13 protein-coding genes are annotated in these 15,982 nt (G+C 71.4%); 7 read left to right on the top strand and 6 right to left on the bottom strand.

Annotated elements, in window-relative coordinates; translation table 11 throughout:
* Positions 1-1,325: 1,325 nt before the first annotated feature.
* On the top strand, positions 1,326-1,493 hold the full coding sequence (locus GA0070603_RS31480; protein ID WP_167544539.1) for a hypothetical protein: 168 nt from the start codon (positions 1,326-1,328) through the stop codon (positions 1,491-1,493).
* Between the two features lie 251 nt (positions 1,494-1,744).
* Entirely contained in the window at positions 1,745-2,884 is a 1,140-nt protein-coding gene (locus GA0070603_RS11715; protein ID WP_091311689.1) for a phage major capsid protein, read from the top strand.
* Between the two features lie 223 nt (positions 2,885-3,107).
* On the opposite strand, the gene GA0070603_RS31210 is transcribed toward GA0070603_RS11715, so the two are convergent.
* Entirely contained in the window at positions 3,108-3,812 is a 705-nt protein-coding gene (locus tag GA0070603_RS31210; protein ID WP_139131865.1) for a hypothetical protein, read from the bottom strand.
* A 726-nt stretch (positions 3,813-4,538) separates the two neighbouring features.
* Here GA0070603_RS31210 and GA0070603_RS31475 point away from each other — a divergent pair.
* A complete protein-coding gene (locus GA0070603_RS31475; protein ID WP_167544538.1) occupies positions 4,539-4,697 on the top strand; it encodes a hypothetical protein in 159 nt (52 codons plus the stop codon).
* Positions 4,698-4,731: 34 nt separating this feature from the next.
* Here the strand turns inward: GA0070603_RS31475 and GA0070603_RS11705 are convergent, their stop codons facing one another.
* From GA0070603_RS11705 to GA0070603_RS11695, 3 genes are all read right to left on the bottom strand, one after another.
* Complete coding sequence (locus GA0070603_RS11705) at positions 4,732-5,499, bottom strand: TIGR02391 family protein (RefSeq protein WP_091311681.1); 768 nt, start codon at positions 5,497-5,499, stop codon at positions 4,732-4,734.
* 121 nt (positions 5,500-5,620) lie between these two features.
* Complete coding sequence (locus GA0070603_RS11700; protein WP_091311678.1) at positions 5,621-6,268, bottom strand: DUF2637 domain-containing protein; 648 nt, start codon at positions 6,266-6,268, stop codon at positions 5,621-5,623.
* Positions 6,265-6,882 (bottom strand): helix-turn-helix domain-containing protein, encoded by a 618-nt coding sequence (locus GA0070603_RS11695; RefSeq protein WP_091311675.1) that lies wholly within the window; start codon positions 6,880-6,882, stop codon positions 6,265-6,267. Before GA0070603_RS11695 ends, GA0070603_RS11700 begins: the two co-directional genes overlap by 4 nt.
* Before the next feature lie 317 nt (positions 6,883-7,199).
* On the opposite strand from GA0070603_RS11695, the gene GA0070603_RS11690 reads away from it, so the two are divergent.
* The 4 genes from GA0070603_RS11690 to GA0070603_RS11675 are packed head-to-tail and all read left to right on the top strand — an operon-like array spanning position 7,200 to position 14,812.
* Positions 7,200-10,379, top strand: coding sequence for an FtsX-like permease family protein (locus GA0070603_RS11690; protein WP_091311672.1), 3,180 nt, complete (start codon positions 7,200-7,202; stop codon positions 10,377-10,379).
* Positions 10,376-13,105 (top strand): FtsX-like permease family protein, encoded by a 2,730-nt coding sequence (locus GA0070603_RS11685; RefSeq protein ID WP_091311669.1) that lies wholly within the window; start codon positions 10,376-10,378, stop codon positions 13,103-13,105. Before GA0070603_RS11690 ends, GA0070603_RS11685 begins: the two co-directional genes overlap by 4 nt.
* 1 nt (position 13,106) lies before the next feature.
* Positions 13,107-14,096, top strand: coding sequence for an ABC transporter ATP-binding protein (locus tag GA0070603_RS11680; protein ID WP_091311665.1), 990 nt, complete (start codon positions 13,107-13,109; stop codon positions 14,094-14,096).
* On the top strand, positions 14,096-14,812 hold the full coding sequence (locus tag GA0070603_RS11675) for an ABC transporter ATP-binding protein (protein ID WP_091311661.1): 717 nt from the start codon (positions 14,096-14,098) through the stop codon (positions 14,810-14,812). Before GA0070603_RS11680 ends, GA0070603_RS11675 begins: the two co-directional genes overlap by 1 nt.
* 93 nt (positions 14,813-14,905) lie before the next feature.
* Here the strand turns inward: GA0070603_RS11675 and GA0070603_RS11670 are convergent, their stop codons facing one another.
* On the bottom strand, positions 14,906-15,442 hold the full coding sequence (locus GA0070603_RS11670) for a hypothetical protein (protein ID WP_091311657.1): 537 nt from the start codon (positions 15,440-15,442) through the stop codon (positions 14,906-14,908).
* Positions 15,443-15,517: 75 nt separating this feature from the next.
* Positions 15,518-15,976, bottom strand: a complete 459-nt coding sequence (locus GA0070603_RS11665) for a hypothetical protein (RefSeq protein WP_091311653.1) — start codon at positions 15,974-15,976, stop codon at positions 15,518-15,520.
* Positions 15,977-15,982 lie beyond the last annotated feature (6 nt).

Below are 15,982 nucleotides of genomic sequence, written 5' to 3'. Positions count from 1 at the left end.
GCGGCGCACCAGCGACCCACGTTGACCACGCTATCCCGGTGAGTGTCCGCCCTGATCTGTTGATGAACGTAGGCAACTGGCGTCCGCACTGTGGGCCCTGCTCTGCACGGCAAGGGGCGAGGATCGCTAACAGCCGGCGCTACGGCAGCAAGCCTCCGGGCCCACGGCCCAATCCATACGGACCCACCATTCACTAGAGGGCCCATCTAAGGGCCCTGAGTGCCACACAGCCGCTCTAACGGTTCAAGTGGCTGTGGGGGCCCTCTGAAACTTTCTGGCCCTCTCCTTGATTCCCCCGTTCCTAGGGGGATTTGCACGCGCATAACGCTTGTCTACACGGCCGGCATGTCCGGCCTCTTTCTATGCCCTGAGCAGCGCAAACGAAGGCACGCCCGTAACGACGCGTATAGCACGCGCCTAACGCATTGAGAGGGGAGACGCTGTGAAGTGCTCTTGTGGTCGGGCCCTGGCCCGTACCCATCGTGGGAATAGCAAGGCTACGTGTGGTCGTGAGGAATGCGAGCGGAGGCGACGGGCCGACCGGCAAGCCGCCTACCGGGCGAGGAAAGCCGGGAGGGTTCCTGTCCGCCACAGTAGGGCTGGTGTAGCCGGGGACCAGGCGGAAGCGCCGGAGTGGACTACGGACCCCAACGACCTTTCTGACCTTCCGTACCGGGCCCCGTGGGGCCAGGTTTACGACAGCTATCTAGACGCCTGGCTCGATGCGTGGGAGCTGCACACGGACCAGGACGAGACGCGCCGGGAGTGGCGACGGCTGCTGGACGAGGTGGGCCGGTGAGCCGTAAGGCGTACCGCTGGTGCAGCACTCACCAGGTAGGGCACCCGCTAGACGCTGAGGTGTGCCCGGAGTGGCTGGACGCTTTGCGGACCCGTGAGGCTGTGGTGAGGCAGCGTCGGCATGAATGGCAGCGGTCCCGGAACCGCAACCAGCGGTACCGGAATTGCCTGGTGTGTTCCCGTCGGTTCGACGGCGGCACCCCTAAGCGGGGCCGCCCGGTTGAGCTTTGTTCTGCCGCTTGTCGGGAAATCCGGGAGACGGATAACCAGCGGGCCCGACGGGCGGGTGCCCCTGTTCAGCGTCGCCGGGCTAAGACGGGTTTGTGGACCCGAGGTGTCTTGCGGGCCACCCCGGAATTGCTGGACTTCCTGGCAGCTTTCCCGGATGGCTGGTCGCATGAGGGCCCGCGCTTGACGGATTAAAACGTGATAGGTGGTGTGAGAGCCACTGTTTGGGCAAACAGCATGAGGGGCCCCCGGCTACGGCTGGGGGCCCTTTTCGTGTTCCTGGGGAAGGGGGAGAACTAGTGGAGAAGCTTGTTACCGCGTTCCGGGAGCTGGACGCGGCGGAACTTGACTGTATGGCGGATGTGTTCTATCGGCTGGCTGAGACGGCGCTTGACGCCGGTAAGTCGAATTGGGCCGAGGTGTACGCGCTGATTGCGGTTGCCGCTGTTGACGCTCTGGCTGTGTAGTGACCACCGGAGCGCATGAGTGCCACGAATGCGGCCAGCCTGTAGACGCTACCGATAGGGCTCTGCGCCGATTCCGTCAGCTAATCGTTGGCGGCGCTCAGACGATCGGGATTACCCGCGAGGATGCGTTGCTGATCCTCGCCGTGGTTGACTGCGGAAAGTAGTCCGCACTAACAACTGAATAGCTTTCCAACTTACGCCGTCCCGGTCGGGACGGCTTTTTTCGTGCCTACAGATAGGAGCAAATACGTATGGCAAAGGTTGACACCCCCGAGCAGCGCGCCAACTTGCTGCGCAACCTGGCGGCGATTGCCGAGAATCCGCGACTGGCTGAGGAGTCGCGGAACCGGGCTATTGATTCGCTGCTGCCCGAGGACGCGCGCCACGCGACGGGGCAGACGGATGCTCCAGCAGAGGTTCGGGACGCTGCCGCAATTGAGGCTGAGCACCGGGCCCTGAACGCTGAGGCGGCCCGCCTGGCGTCGAGCCGCAAGCGGGACGATGAGATGGAGTGGCGTGCGCTGCTCCCGTCGCTGCGGGAGATGCGGGCGACCCTCGTTGAGTCGTCCCTGACTGACGGCGGTTACACCGTCCCCCAGCGGGTTAGCGGTTCGTGGGTTGACAAGCTGCGAGCCAGCTCGACGTTCTTGCGTGGCAGCGTCCAGGTGGTGCCGTTCGACAGCGCCACTTTCCGGCTGCCTCAGCTCAAGGCCACTAACGCCCCGGGCGTCGTGGCTGAGAACACCGCCATTCCGAAGGGCGATACGGACTGGGCTGGGCTCGACTTTGCGGCGGTCAAGTTTGGCGACATTCAGGAGGCTTCTAATGAGATTCTGATGGACTCCGCGCTTGACCTCCGCCGCATCTTGGCGGACACCATGGCGCGGAACATCGCTAGCTCTGTTGACAGCTCGGCGTTCAACGGTAATGGCACCAGCAACCTCAAGGGTCTGCTTGCTACCGGCAACAACGCCAAGACCACCCTGGCAGGCACTGCCGTTAAGTGGGACGACATTGCCGATGCTTACGCGGCCATCGAGGCGACCGGCGGCACCCCAGGTGTTATCTGGGCTTCCCCTGACATGGCTAAGGCGCTGCGCAAGGAGCGTGAGGGTGGCGCGACTGGCGCATACCTGGCTGGTGCGGTCACTCAGGCTCCGGCCGGTACCGCTTGGGGCCTGCCGCTGCTGGTCTCGGGCAACCTCCCCGCTAAGACCGTGATTGTCTGCGACCCGTCGCGGGTGTTCTTCGGGCTGCGGGCGAACGTTGTTCTCAAGGTCAGCGAGGATTACGGCTTTGACCGTGACGTTATCGCTTTCCGGGCGACCATGCGCGCGGCTGGTGTGGCCGTTGCGGAGGCGACCAGCGTTCAGTACATCTCCGCTACCTGAGCCAGCTAGTGGAGAAACAAAGGAGCCGGGCCTACGGGCCCGGCTCCTTTTTTGTCTCTGGCCTTAGTGGCGACTACCCGAACAACGACGCCTGGTCGTGCTTCTCAACCCGCTTCTGTGCTTGGTAGTACGGATGCATGGTGGGCGGCCCTTGCGTGGATTCCCGGGCCTTCGGCTCTGGGAAATCTTCCGTTACTACTATCAGGCGCACCGAACACGCGGCTTACTGTTTTCCTTCTTCGGTGGTGGCACCCTTTCGTGCGTCTATCAGGAGGTCTTTCCGGATCAACTCACGGATTGCCTCCTTCTTCCTGAAGATTGCCTCCAAAAACTCGTCGGCGCTGAATTCATTTTCTTCGGGTGTCCTGTCGCCTAGGTCTGCGTACTCCAACGCGTACGTTGCAGCAAGGAAGTAGAGTCCGTGGATGCGGCCCAAAACCCAATCGGGGGCCAGCAGTTGTAAGTTGACCTCCGCGTCTTGAATCTTTCTGGCTAGGGGTTCTAGCTGACGCAAATCGTCCCGTGCAACCGTTGCCTTCCCCGCTAGCGCGTTCGGCTTGGCCCTTTCCGCTACTGTCATCCAGCGTTCGGTGGCTCCAAGTAGCGTGGAATAGGCGGCCAACCGCTCCTGATGCCAACGCGACTCATCTTCACGTGCCCACTGCTCTTTGCGTTCCTCTCGCTCCTGCTCCCACCGCTGATTATCATGCTCGACCTGTCGGGCCCACTGCCGCTTTTCCCGCCAAACCGCGAAGAGCTGGGTTAGGAGTGCGCCGACCACGACACCCACTAGGCCGATGAGGGCGGCCGTGGGCGTATCGGTGGTGCCGGGAGGGCGTTCAGGCGGCGATGAGGGAACGGATGTCGTCGCCCCGACCGTAGGAGAGGTGCCCGTTGTTGCTGGAGGAGTCGGGGTCGCAGGCGGCATCGCCTAAGGATGGTGGATGCGCGAACCGGCCGCTAGAGCAGGATGGGCACCAGTGGGGATTGGCTAGGGTCTGAGGCTAGGGGCTGTAGTAACGCTGCGTAGCAGCCTGCCTGAGCGCACACCGCTCGGCGTGTCTGCCCTTGCAGATGATGAACAGCGGGCGGGGGAGGGCCGACTCATACTTTCGGTTGTACGCCCCGGAGTTTCTATAGGGATGTTTGCTCAAGCCTATAGGGATCCCTATTGAAAATCCTTAGGAATTACCAGGCAATTCGGAGAGTAGTTTCCGCACGGCGCAGAAGGCCCCCTTTGCATTCGCTGAGTCCAGGTGCTTAATGTCTCTCCGCGAGCTGTCGTAGTCCCCGGCTGGGAGAGGAAGGAGGCGTTACGCCCGAGTGTGCAGATGGCGAAGGGGGTCCAAGGGTGGTCGTTCCGACCGGAACACTGACTATGACTGACCAGCACTGAGCCTGACTGAACTACGCTGACCAGCGCGTTCTATCTAGAACGCTCGGCGACGGGGTGGGGAAGGTGCACATACGGCGGGCCCAACTTGACCTCGGCTCAAGTTGGCAGTGCAATGAACCGCAGCAGTGAGCCACCCCTGACAGCAGGTTGTGTCAGGAAGCGAGCAACGCCCGGGATTGCGGCCCGGGCGTTGCTGGTGGCTCAACGCTGATCAAGTAAGTCCTACCTGCCGTCAACGTGTGTTTCCAAGGAGCCAACGTGACCGTAGACCCCGATGAGGAAAGCGTCAACACAACGGACCGCGACCAGCAGCGAAAGCCCTGGTTGGACCTTATGCACGCAGTGCCGCCGATCCTGCAAGGGCTGGCCGCGCTGTTAGTCGCCACCGGCACCGTGCTGGCTCTCGTCCTCAAGTAGCCCGACAGGGGGCCGGGTGGTCGCCCACCCGGCCCTATGGTCCCGCCTCGTATGGCTTCTGCTGAACCTCTGCCCTGTCGATCCAGCGAGCGAGCAGGCTGAAGGCTGCGAGGCACTCCAACGCCTCCTGCTCCGACAGGTCGTGATCCTCGTCGGTTAGATGCGCGACAGGGTTACGCACTCCCGCAAACAGGCCGCAGCCGAAGTTGACAGCTCCGACGTGAACGCTCTTGAAGTGGTCCGGGTCGTCGGGCGTACAGAGACGCAATCTCGGACGGCCTGGCTGTGGGTCCTCAAGGCTGAACGCCTCCCGGAGAGCCTTGCTCTCGGAGACATCGAACCGGCCCAGCTTCTTACGGAGGCGGGAGTTGATGTTGACCGCTGCGGCATGGATCGCCGCTCGATCGTTGCCGCTGTCCCAATGCGGCCTTGCCGCGCTCCATACCCAGGGGTGAAGGTCATCCGCCGCAATCTGCGGACCCGGCTCATCGACGCTGAGGTTCGCCTCGATCTCCTCGCTGCGCTCGATCATTGGGAGGTATGCGTGGATTTCGTCGCGCATGGTTTTGACTTGCGCGTTCAGCGACCCGAATCCTCTCCACTTCCAGTTCTCAAAGACCCTCTGGAAGGTGAGCCGAACCGTGGCGAGCTGCTTCTTAACCTCGTCATCTGGAACTTTGAAGCTGTAGACGTTCTTAACCAAGCCGTTGCGGTCGGGGTCAGCCTCGCTGGTCTTGATGCGCTCGGTCATGTCGAGAAACTTGTTCCACTCGTCCAGAACCCAGGCGTAGTTGATCGGCATGCTTCCCCACTTGCGGTACGAGCACTACGGCGATCACCCAGCCTACGGACATCGGCGGTTCTCGACCAGCGAGAAAGTGCCCCAGCGTTGCCGCTGAGGCTCTTCCTGGCGCTTCTCCGCGCTACGCCATGTTGAGGACTTGGCGCAGCCTCCGGGGGGTGATCCCGAGGGCGGAAGCCACCCGTTCCCGGGTGGCTCCCGGTTCCGCCAGCATCACGGCGGCCAGGCGGCGAGTTTCCGCCGCCGGACGACGCTTCCGGCGGGGCTGCTCAGGTTCTGGGCTATGCGACCCGCTGTGAGGCTCGCTGGGGCCCTCCGCGGATTCCTCCCGGGTGTCGGCAGGCGCGGCAGTCCCCGGGCCCTCAGGGGCCGTTTCCCGTTGCTGGGGAACAACTTCCGCCGGAACTACGGCGGCATCCTTCCCGGAGCGGGCGAGCACTTCCACGGTGAGCAGCAGGGCCACGGCGGGCCAGGCGGAAACAACCCGGGCCACCGGGTCAGGGTCGGCAACGATCACGTTGGCGGCCAGGGAAGCGGCTACGCCCACCAGGAACGCCAACCAGGCGGACCACCGGGAGCGGCGACCGTCATTGAGGGCCAGGGTGGCAACCAGGATCATTCCGTCTACGGACAGCGGCAGCAGGGCCGCCAGTAGCGGGCCCTGCCCGGCCCGGTGGGCTAGTTCCCGCATGTGGTCGTAGCTGCCGACAGCGGCAATCACGGTGACGGCAACGGTTCCGGCGAGGGAGGCAACACGGCGGGCGTTCATCGGCCACCGGCCAGAGCCTCAGAGCGGCAGGGGATGCACCGAGCGGCAAGCTGCCCGACGTGTCCGGGACGCTGGCAACGGTCGCCACCGGGGGCCGGAGGGTTGGCGGCACCCTGACGGGGAGTCCAGCCGTTCGGCTGCTGCGGGTTGGGGCTTTTGCTCTTGGGGATGAACCGACGCCAGTCCCGCGCGCCAGCGCGGTAGTTCTTCTCTTTGGGCTTAGAAACTTCGGGCGACACGCTAGGGATGTCGCCCCCAACGGCCCCGTTTGCCGCCCCCTGGCGCTCACTGTCGCCCCCCGACACGGCGGGCCCGGCAGGCTGGCCGACGACCAGGCGGTAAACCCGGGTGGCGATCGTCGCCACCTGGCGGACGACCAGGCGGCCAAGCTGAACCAGCTTCGCCAACGTCCGCTGAACCGTGCGGGTGGAGACGCCTACGTGCTCCGCGATCGTCGAAACCGACGGGAACGAGTCGCCAGTCTCAACGTTGGCGTGCGAGGCAATCACGACGAGCACCAGGCGCTCAGTCGGCCGCAAGCCCTTGCTGTCGAGTAGAGCCAGCTTGACGGCGGCGGCACCGCCAACGGGGCGGGTGCGGGTAGGGTTGTGCATCGATCGGGCCTCTTTCCCGGTCAAGGCCCCGGGTCACAGGTGTTGGCGCACCTGCCGGGGCCGTCTCTTCTGGCGAGTCAGACTCGCCGGATAACCTCCCTGTCTTCCGCCCCTTGTCGGATGGTGTTTTCCCTGGTCAGTGATCCGCATAGGCCCGGACCATCCGAAGATGCCCGGCGAGCCGAAGCGCGTGCAGCCCTCCAAGGACCGCGACCGGCCCCGCACCGGATAACGATCACGTAACGCGCGCGAACCTTTCCCGCCCCCCGACGGGTCTTCCTGGTCATCGGCCCGCCGGGGCCAGGAGAGGACGTCGGATGAAGCTGGTGTGGAGGCGGGCGGTCGAGGCTCGTGGACTGCTGCTCGCCGCCGCGGTCGCGGCCCTGGTCGCGGTCGCGTTGGTCACCGGGCTCTCCGACTACAACCGCCGGGCGGTCGACGCGGGCGCCCGGGCGGTGCTCGACGCCGCGCCGGCCGAGGAGCGCAGCCTGCTGGTCAGCGGCTCCGGCGGTCAGGACGCCGCCGCGTACGCCGACCGGGACCGGGCGGTGCGCGCGCAGTTCGCCGGCGGGCTGGGCGGGGTGCCCGTCACCGTGGCCGCCGCCCGCTACGGCACCGGGCGCGAGCTGACCGGCGACCTCGGGCCGGCCCGCACCGACGACGACCCCATGTTCGCCAGCCTCGGCATGCTGACCGACCTGCCGGCGCACGCCGAGCTGACCGGCGGGTCGTGGCCCACCCCCGGCGCGACGCCGTTGCAGGTGACCCTCCCCGAGAAGGTCGCGAGCCAGCTCGGCCTGCGGGTCGGTGAGCGGGTGCCGCTGTACGACCGCAGCGCCGAGCGGGCCGGCGCCGTGGTGCTGGCCGGCACCTGGCGGCCCCGCGACCCGGGCGACGCGTACTGGCGGCTCGCCCCGGGCGTCGGCGCGAGCCAGGGCGACGCCGGGGACACCTCGTACGGGCCGTTCGCGCTGGACCCGGCCGACTTCGCGCGTACCTTCCCGGGCTCGACCTCGGCCGCCTGGCTGGTCGCCCCCGACCTGGCCGTGGTCGAACCGAGCCGGCTGACCGGGGTCACGGCCGCCGTGGCCACCGTCACCGAGGAGATCCCCGACGCCACCGGCCTCGGTTCCTCCGCGCAGACCGTCAGCCAGCTCGACCGCCTGGTCGACCGGCTCGGCCGGGCCGACCTGGTCGGCCGGTCCGCCCTGCTCACCCCGCTGCTGCTCATCGTGGTCCTCGGCGGGTACGCGCTGGTGCTGGTCGCCGCGCTGCTCAACGAGGACCGCCGGGCGCAGACCGCGCTGCTGCGCGCCCGCGGGGCCGCCCGCGGCCAGCTCGCCGGTCTCGCCGTACGCGAGGCGACGCTCGTGGTGGCGCCGGCCGTGCTGCTCGCCCCGGCGCTGACCGGGCAGGCCGTGCACCGGCTCGGCGGGGACCTGCGGCTGGCCGACGGCGGGGTGGCCCGGATCTGGGTGGTCGCCGTCGCCGCCGCGATCGGCTGCCTGCTCGCCATGGTGCTGCCGGCGCTGCGCCGGGCCGGCACGTACGTCGCCGACATGGCGGCCCGGTCCCGCCCCACCCGCGGCGCGGCCGTGCAGCGGGCCAGCGTCGACCTGGCCCTGGTCGCGCTGGCCGTGCTCGCCTGGACCCAGCTGCGGCAGTACTCGTCGCCGCTGGCCGGGGCCGGCGGGCGGCTCGGCATCGACCCGCTGCTCGCCGCCGCGCCCACCATCGGCGTGCTGGCCGGCGCCGTGATCGCGCTGCGGCTGCTGCCCCCGGCGACCCGGGTCGCGGAACGCTTCGTGGACCGGCGGCCGTGGACCGCCACCATGTTCGGCATGTGGCAGGCCGGGCGCCGGCCGCACGCGGGTCCGGTGCTGCTGCTCGCCCTCGCCGTCGGCGGCAGCACCCTGGCCTGGTCGCTGGTCGCCTCGTGGGAACGGTCGCAGCGCGACCAGGCCCGGCACACCGTCGGCGCCGACCTGCGGCTGGTCGAGCGGAACGGCGCCGCGCCCGCGGACCGGCTCGCCGGGTTGGCCGCCACGGCCGGGCTGGACCGGGTGCTGCCCGCCTGGCGGGACGAGATCCGGGTGGGCCGCGACGACCGGCCGGCCAGCGTGGTGAGCCTCGACGCCGCGGCGGCCACCGGGCTCCTCAGCCTCGACGACGCGGCCGGTGGGGCGTCCACCGCCGCCCTGCTGGACCGGCTGGTCAAGGGGCGGGCGGCGCCCGCCGGGGCGGTCCTGCCGGCCGGCGCGCACACCCTCGCCGGCACCCTGCGCGCCCCGGTCGACACCCCCTTCGACTACCCGCAGGTGACCGTGTCCGCGCTGCTCGCCACCGACAGCGGAGCCACCTGGCGGGTGCCGCTGGGTGTCGCCACGGACGACCGTCCGGTGCGCTTCGCCGTGCCGCTGCCGCAGACCGGCGGCGCGCCGCTGCGGCTGGCCGGGTTCGAGTCCGACGCCGGCGCGGCGGTCGGCTTCACCTACCAGCTCCAGATCACCGGGCTCCGGCTCACCGACGCCGGCGGCGCGCCACTGCCGCTGCCGGTCGACGGCAACTGGCGGATCACCACGGCACAGGGGCCGGGCGGCGCGGCCCGCGTCACCGCCACCGGGCTCGACGTCATCCACCGCATCGACCTGCCGGACGGCGCCCTCCAGTTCGCGCGCCAACCGTCGTCCCGGTTCGCCGTGGTGCCCGCCGCGGACGACCCGCCCGTGCCGGCCCTCGTGACCCCCGGCGCCGCCGCGGCGCTGAACGTCCGCACCGGCGACACCGTGGACCTGCCGCTGTCCGGCGTGTCACTGCCCGTGAAGGTGGTCGGCCAGGTGGCCGCCGTGCCCGGCACCGCCGCCGACGGCGTCCTGCTGGACCTGCCCGCCGCCACCAACCTGCTGCTGCGCCAGCAGGGCACGATCCGGCCGGTGGCCGAGTGGTGGCTGGGCGCCGACGCGGGCGGCCACGCCGCCGCGGCGGAGCGACTCGCCGGGTTGGGCGGCACCACGCTGCTCGACCGGCGCCAGGTGGCGGCGGAGGCGGCCCGCGACCCGTACTGGCGGGGGGCCCGCACCGGGCTGCTCGCCGCCGCGCTCGGCTCCGTGCTGCTCGCCCTGGTCGGCCTCGCCGTGGACGTCTGGGCCACCACCCGGCACCGGCTCGCCGAGTTCGCCGTGCTGAACACGCTCGGTGCGAACGCCCGGCTGCTGGCCCGCGCCCTCCTCGCCGAGCAGGCGTTCCTGGCCGGCATCGGCGTCGGCGTCGGGCTGCTCGTGGGCGCCGGCGTCGCGGCCACCATGGTGCCGTTGGTGATCCTCACCCCGGCCGCCGGTCGGCCGGTGCCCGAGGCGGTGTTCACCGTGCCGTGGCCGCCTGTCGGGCTGACCGCCGCCGGGCTGCTGCTGGCCGCGCTCGCCTTCGCCGCCCTCATCACCACCGGCATCCGACGTCGGGTGTCCGCCGCACAGCTCCGGATCGGGGGAGAACGATGAGTCCGTCAGGTGCGCCGCGGCGGGTCCGGGCGTACGGGGGGCACTTCCTGCTGCTCGCCGTCCTGACCCTGGTCACCGCGCTGCTGATCACCGCGGTGCCCCGGATCGCCGACCGGCTCACCGGGCAGGGGCTACGGGAGCACGTGGCCGCCCAGCCGGTGGCCCGGCGCGACCTGACGTACACCACCGAGCAGGTGATCGTGCCCCGGACCGCCTCCCGGGTCGCGGCCACCCGCGCCGCCGAGCTGGCGAGCATCGAGGCGCGGATGCCCGCCTCCGTGCGGCGGACCATCGGCGAGCGGTGGTACGCGGCGCAGACCGCCTTCTCCCGGTTGACCGGGCCGACCCTGAGCACGGACAAGGGCCTGAACGACCTGAGCCTGCGCGCCATGACCGGGCTGCCCGAGGCGGCCACCCTGGTCGAGGGGCGCTGGCCGGCCGGTGGCGGCGACGCCGGCGACGCCATCGAGGTGGCCCTCGCCGACACCGTGGCCGGCCCGCTCGGGATCCGCGCCGGCAGCACCTTCGCCCTGTCCGTCCTCGACCAGGACGGCAACCCGTTGCGGCGCCGCACGGTGGCCCTGGTCGGCGTGTTCCGGCCCACCGACCCGCACGCCGGGATCTGGGACGCGCTGCCCTCGATGTTGCGGGTCGCCGCCCCCACCGGCGACGGGGAGCCCTTCCTGTCCGTCGGCTACACCTCCGAGGCCGGCGTCGACGCGGCCGCGACCTCGGGCTGGCCGGTCAGCTTCGCCTGGCGCTACCGGGTCGCCGCCGACCGGGTCACCCCCGGGCAGCTCACCGCCCTGATCGACGGGCTCGCCGAACTGGAGCGGACCCGCCCCGCCGGGCTCACCCTGATCCAGGGCTTCGACATCCCCCTGCGCCAGTTCGCCGAGTCCCTCGCCGCCGCCCGTACGCTGCTCGCCGTCATCGCCGCCGGGCTGCTCGCCACCCTGGCCGGCCTGATCCTGCTCGCCGCCCGCCTCGCCGCGCGACGCCGCCAGGGCGAGTACGCGCTGCTGCGCGCCCGGGGCGGGGCGACCGCCGCGGTGCTGGGCCGCGGCCTCGCCGAGTCGCTGCTGGTGCTGCCCCTCGCGGCCGGTGTGGGCTGGTTGCTCGGCGGGCTGCTCCCCGGCGAGGGGAGCGACCTGCGCTGGGTGCTGCTCGCCGCACTGCTGGCCACACTGGTCCCGCCGCTCACCGCGCTGACCGCCGGCCGGGGCGGCGGCGGCCGCACCGACCTGGTCGGCGCCCGGTCCCCGGCCGTGCGGCTCACCCTCGAGGTGACAGTGCTCGCGGTCGCCGCGGTCGGCGCGTTCCTGCTGCGCCGGCGCGGCCTCACCCTCGACGGGTCGGTGGATCCGCTGCTGGTCTCGGTGCCGGTGCTGCTGGCGGTCGCCGCGGCGCTTGTCGCGCTGCGCGCGTACCCGTGGCCGCTGCGGTTGCTCAGCCGGGCCGCCGCCCGGGCCCGGGGCAGTGTCGCCTTCCTCGGCACCGCCCGCGCCGGCCGGGCCGCCACCACCGGCCCGCTGGTCGTGGTGGTGCTGGCCGTCGCGACCGCCGCGTTCTGCGGGGTGGTCGCCGCCGGCATCGAGAACGGCCGGGACCGCGCCGCCGCCCGCGCCGTGCCGGGCGACGTCCGGGTCGACGGGGAGCGGTTCGCCCCGGACACCACCGACGCGCTGGCCGCGCTGCCCGGCGTCCGTGCCGTCGCCCCGCTGCTGGTGGAGCCCGGCCAACGCCCGTACGTCGACCAGGCCGGCCGGTTCGGCGGCATCGGCGAGACCCGCGTGGTGCTTGTCGACCTCGCCCGGTTCGCCGAGGTGGCGGGCCGCGCCGGCGTCCCGGTGCCCGTCCCCGACCCGATGCGCGCCACCACCGACGGGACCACCCCGCTGCCGGCCCTGGTCTCGACGGCGCTCGCCGACGAGTTCGCGGACGCCGGGCTGGCCGACGCGGCCGGCCGGCGCCCCGCCTGGCTGGACGTGCAGGGCAACCGCCTGCCGCTGCGCACCGCCGGCACCGTCGACGAGTTCCCGCTTGTCGACAGCGACGTGACCCGGTTCGTGGTGCTGCCCTGGCCGGCTCTCCCGGCGGACGCCCCGCACCCGCTCGTCCCCACCGGCTTCCTGCTCGCCGGGGACCGGGTCGACCCGGCCGCGGTGGCCCGCGTGGCCGGCGAGGGTCAGCAGCGCTACCAGCGCGCCGGGACGGTCACCGGCGGGGAGCGACCCCGCCAGCCCACGGTCACCACCCGGTCGGCGGTCCGCGCCGAACTGGGCGGCAGCGGGGTGAACGGGCTGCTGGTCTTCGGCTTCACCATCGGCGCGGTCGGCGGCGGCGTGCTGGGCCTGCTCGCGCTGGCCTTCGCCGTCCTGGCCGGGGCGCGCGGCCGGGGGCAGGTGCTGTCCCGCCTGCGCACCATGGGCCTGTCCCGCCGGCAGTGGCGCGGGCTGCTGCTGGTGGAGCTGACCCCGCTGGTGCTGGTCTCCGTGCTCACCGGCGCGGTGGTCGGCGCGCTGCTGCCGCTCCTGCTCACCCCGGTGCTCGGCCTGCCCGCCTTCACCGGCGGGATGGCCGTGCGGGCACGTTTCGAACCCGGCCTGGTGGCCGGGGTGCTGGGCCTCGCCGTGCTGGCCCTCGGCTTCGCCGTCGCCGTCGAGGCCCTGAACAACCGTCGGATGCGCCTCGGCGAGGTGCTCCGGCTCGGAGAGGAGAGCTGACATGACCGCGATCGCCGAGGCGAACGCCGTACCGGACCTGGCCGCCCTTCAGCAGCGCGCGGCGGAGCGCGCCGCCGAACGGGCCGGCGGCCGGGACCGGCTGCGCGGGCACATCGTCTGCGACGGGCTGGTCCGCATCTTCAAGACCGAGGGGGTGGAGGTGGTCGCCCTCCAGGGCCTCGACCTGGTCATCGACCGGGGCGAGCTGGTGGCGATCGTCGGCGCCTCCGGGTCCGGCAAGTCGACCCTGCTGAACATCCTCTCCGGGCTGGACACCCCGACCGCCGGCATCGCCCGGGTCGCCGACTACGACCTGCTCGCCCTGTCGAACCGGCGCCGCCTCGCCTACCGCCGCCAGGTGGTCGGCTTCGTCTGGCAGCAGACCGGCCGGAACCTCCTGCCGTACCTGACCGCGCTGGAGAACGTCGAGCTGCCCATGAAGCTGGCCGGCGGCCGCTCCCGGCGTGCCCGGCGGCAACGGGCCCGCGAGCTGCTCGACCTGGTCGGGGTGGGCTACTGCGCGGACCGCCGCCCCGGTCAGATGAGCGGCGGCGAGCAGCAGCGCTGCGCGGTGGCCGTGTCGGTGGCCAACGACCCGGAGGTGCTCTTCGCCGACGAGCCGACCGGTGAGCTGGACGAGGCCACCGGCGCCGAGGTCTTCGCCGCGCTGCGCACGATCAACGCCGAGCTGGGCGTGACCATCGTGGTGGTCACCCACGACCACGCCGTGGCCGGCCAGGTGCGCCGGACCGTCGCGATCCGCGACGGCCGGACCTCCTCCGAGGTACGCCGCACCGCCCGGCTCGCCGCCGACGGCAGCACCGAACTCGTCAGCGAGGAGTACGCGGTGCTCGACCGGACCGGGCGGATGCAGCTGCCGGCGTCCTTCGTGGACGCCCTGTCCCTGCGCGACCGGGTCCGGCTCAACCTGGAACCCGACCACGTCGAGGTGCGGCCGGGCGACCGGGCGCACGCCGAGGAGAGTGAGTGATGACCGATCAGCTGACCGCGGCACCGGCCCGCGTCGCCGTCGACGAGGTGATCCGGGTCGAGGGGGTGAGCCGCACCTTCGGCAGGGGCGAACACGCCGTCCACGCCGTGCGGGACGTCTCCTTCGCGGCCGGCCGGGGTGAGCTGGTCGCCGTCCGGGGCCGGTCCGGCGCGGGCAAGACCACCCTGCTGAACCTGGTCGGCGGGCTGGACCGGCCGGACAGCGGCCGGGTGCGGGTGGCCGGGCACGAGGTGACGGCGGCGAACGAGCGGGAGTTGCTGGCGCTGCGCCGGGGCACCGTCGGGTTCGTCTTCCAGACCTTCGGTCTCGTGCCGATCCTGTCGGCGGCGGAGAACGTCGGGGTGCCGCTGCGGCTGGCCAAGGTGCCGGCCGCCGAACGGGAGCAGCGGGTGGCCGTGCTCCTGGAGCTGGTCGGCCTGGGCGGGCACGCCGCGCAGCGCCCGTACGAGCTGTCCGGCGGCCAGCAGCAGCGGGTGGCGGTGGCCCGGGCGCTGGCCAACGAACCGGACCTGCTCATCGCCGACGAGCCGACCGGCCAGCTCGACTCGGAGACCGGCCGCTCCATCATGGACCTGCTCCGCGCCGTGGTGCACGCCCGCGGCATGACCGCCCTGGTCGCCACCCACGACCCGGCCCTGATCGAGATGGCCGACCGCACCCTGACCCTCCGCGACGGCCGCCTGGCAACCGACTGACCCCCCTTCCCCGCGCGCCCCCCGCCCGCCTCACCCCGTTGATCATGAAGTTGTTGTCACGACACGCCGTGTCCAATGGCGATAACTTCATGATCAACGGGGCCAGGGCGGGTGGGGCGCGCGGTGGCGGTGGTGGTAGGCGAGCGCGAGCAGGAGGAGGAGAGGGCCCCACAGCAGGAGGGGGGCGTAGCAGGCCAGCAGGAGGGCGAAGCCCGGCGGGGTGAAGGCCAGGTCGTTGCCGTCCATGACCACGCCCCAGGCGGCGTACCCCCAGATCAGGGTGAGTGCGACGGCGCCGGTGGTGGCGGCGGTGACCGCGAACCGGGGCGGCACCGGCCGGCCGCCGACCAGCGGCAGCCAGCCCGCGAACACCTCGCCCCACGGCCGGACCAGGCCGAAGGAGAGCAGTGCCAGCCCCTCCGACACCAGGCTCAGCGACACGATGTAGACGCTCTCGCCCACGCCGGGGCGGACCGGGGCGCCGTACGCGGACGCGCCGATCGGCAGGCCGGCGACCAGGGCGATCCGCCACAGCCCGGACGGCAGGACGATGAGCGGGATCAGGTGGGCGACGCGGACCGCCCAGGCCGGCGCGGGACCGGCGCCACGGTGGACGGTGTCGGTGGTCATCTGGCCTCCCCGGTGCTGGAAACTGCCTCCAGCCTCCCGAGCGGCCCCACCCGGATCCTCCCCGCGAGCGGGGAGTCAGCTCCCCCGGCCGGGGGAGGATTCGTCGGGCAGCGCTCCCGCCAGCGGGACGAGCAGACAGCCGACCAGCGCCAGCCACGTCCCCGGGCCGGGGCCGGTCGACACCATCCCGTCCTCCCGCGCGTACGGGTCGGTGGCGGCGAAATACCACCAGGCGGCGGTGACGGCTCCACCGGCGAGCGCGGTCGACACCAGGAGCCCGCGGCTGGCCTCGCGCCACGGCCGCCGGGACGGGCCGACCCGGGTCAGCGAGACCACGGCGACCAGGCCGCACAGGAGTGCCCACGGCAGCACGACCCACAGCAGATGCGAGCCCGGCCGCAGCTCGATCCGGTCCGGGTGGACGGTGCGCCAGGCCGGCAGCGCCGGCGCGGCAAGGACGGCCAGCAGGCCCGCGCCGAGCAGGGCGACCCCGACCCGCCGTCGACGGGACAGTGGGGCACGGGGTGCGACCATCGCCGC

Source organism: Micromonospora chersina, assembly GCF_900091475.1.
In the GTDB taxonomy this organism is placed as follows: domain Bacteria; phylum Actinomycetota; class Actinomycetes; order Mycobacteriales; family Micromonosporaceae; genus Micromonospora; species Micromonospora chersina.
The sequence above is the reverse complement of the archived record's forward strand: the minus strand, read 5'-3'. Positions and strand labels throughout refer to the sequence as shown.

What these genes read in the sequence shown, in the direction of transcription:
- GA0070603_RS31210 (WP_139131865.1), bottom strand. Translation starts at nt 3,812, where the DNA reads ATGCCGCCTGCGACCCCGACTCCTCCAGCAACAACGGGCACCTCTCCT.
- GA0070603_RS11690 (WP_091311672.1), top strand. Translation starts at nt 7,200, where the DNA reads ATGAAGCTGGTGTGGAGGCGGGCGGTCGAGGCTCGTGGACTGCTGCTC.
- GA0070603_RS11665 (WP_091311653.1), bottom strand. Translation starts at nt 15,976, where the DNA reads ATGGTCGCACCCCGTGCCCCACTGTCCCGTCGACGGCGGGTCGGGGTC.
- GA0070603_RS11700 (WP_091311678.1), bottom strand. Translation starts at nt 6,268, where the DNA reads ATGAACGCCCGCCGTGTTGCCTCCCTCGCCGGAACCGTTGCCGTCACC.
- GA0070603_RS11695 (WP_091311675.1), bottom strand. Translation starts at nt 6,882, where the DNA reads ATGCACAACCCTACCCGCACCCGCCCCGTTGGCGGTGCCGCCGCCGTC.
- GA0070603_RS11675 (WP_091311661.1), top strand. Translation starts at nt 14,096, where the DNA reads ATGACCGATCAGCTGACCGCGGCACCGGCCCGCGTCGCCGTCGACGAG.
- GA0070603_RS11685 (WP_091311669.1), top strand. Translation starts at nt 10,376, where the DNA reads ATGAGTCCGTCAGGTGCGCCGCGGCGGGTCCGGGCGTACGGGGGGCAC.
- GA0070603_RS11680 (WP_091311665.1), top strand. Translation starts at nt 13,107, where the DNA reads ATGACCGCGATCGCCGAGGCGAACGCCGTACCGGACCTGGCCGCCCTT.
- GA0070603_RS11715 (WP_091311689.1), top strand. Translation starts at nt 1,745, where the DNA reads ATGGCAAAGGTTGACACCCCCGAGCAGCGCGCCAACTTGCTGCGCAAC.
- GA0070603_RS11670 (WP_091311657.1), bottom strand. Translation starts at nt 15,442, where the DNA reads ATGACCACCGACACCGTCCACCGTGGCGCCGGTCCCGCGCCGGCCTGG.
- GA0070603_RS11705 (WP_091311681.1), bottom strand. Translation starts at nt 5,499, where the DNA reads ATGCCGATCAACTACGCCTGGGTTCTGGACGAGTGGAACAAGTTTCTC.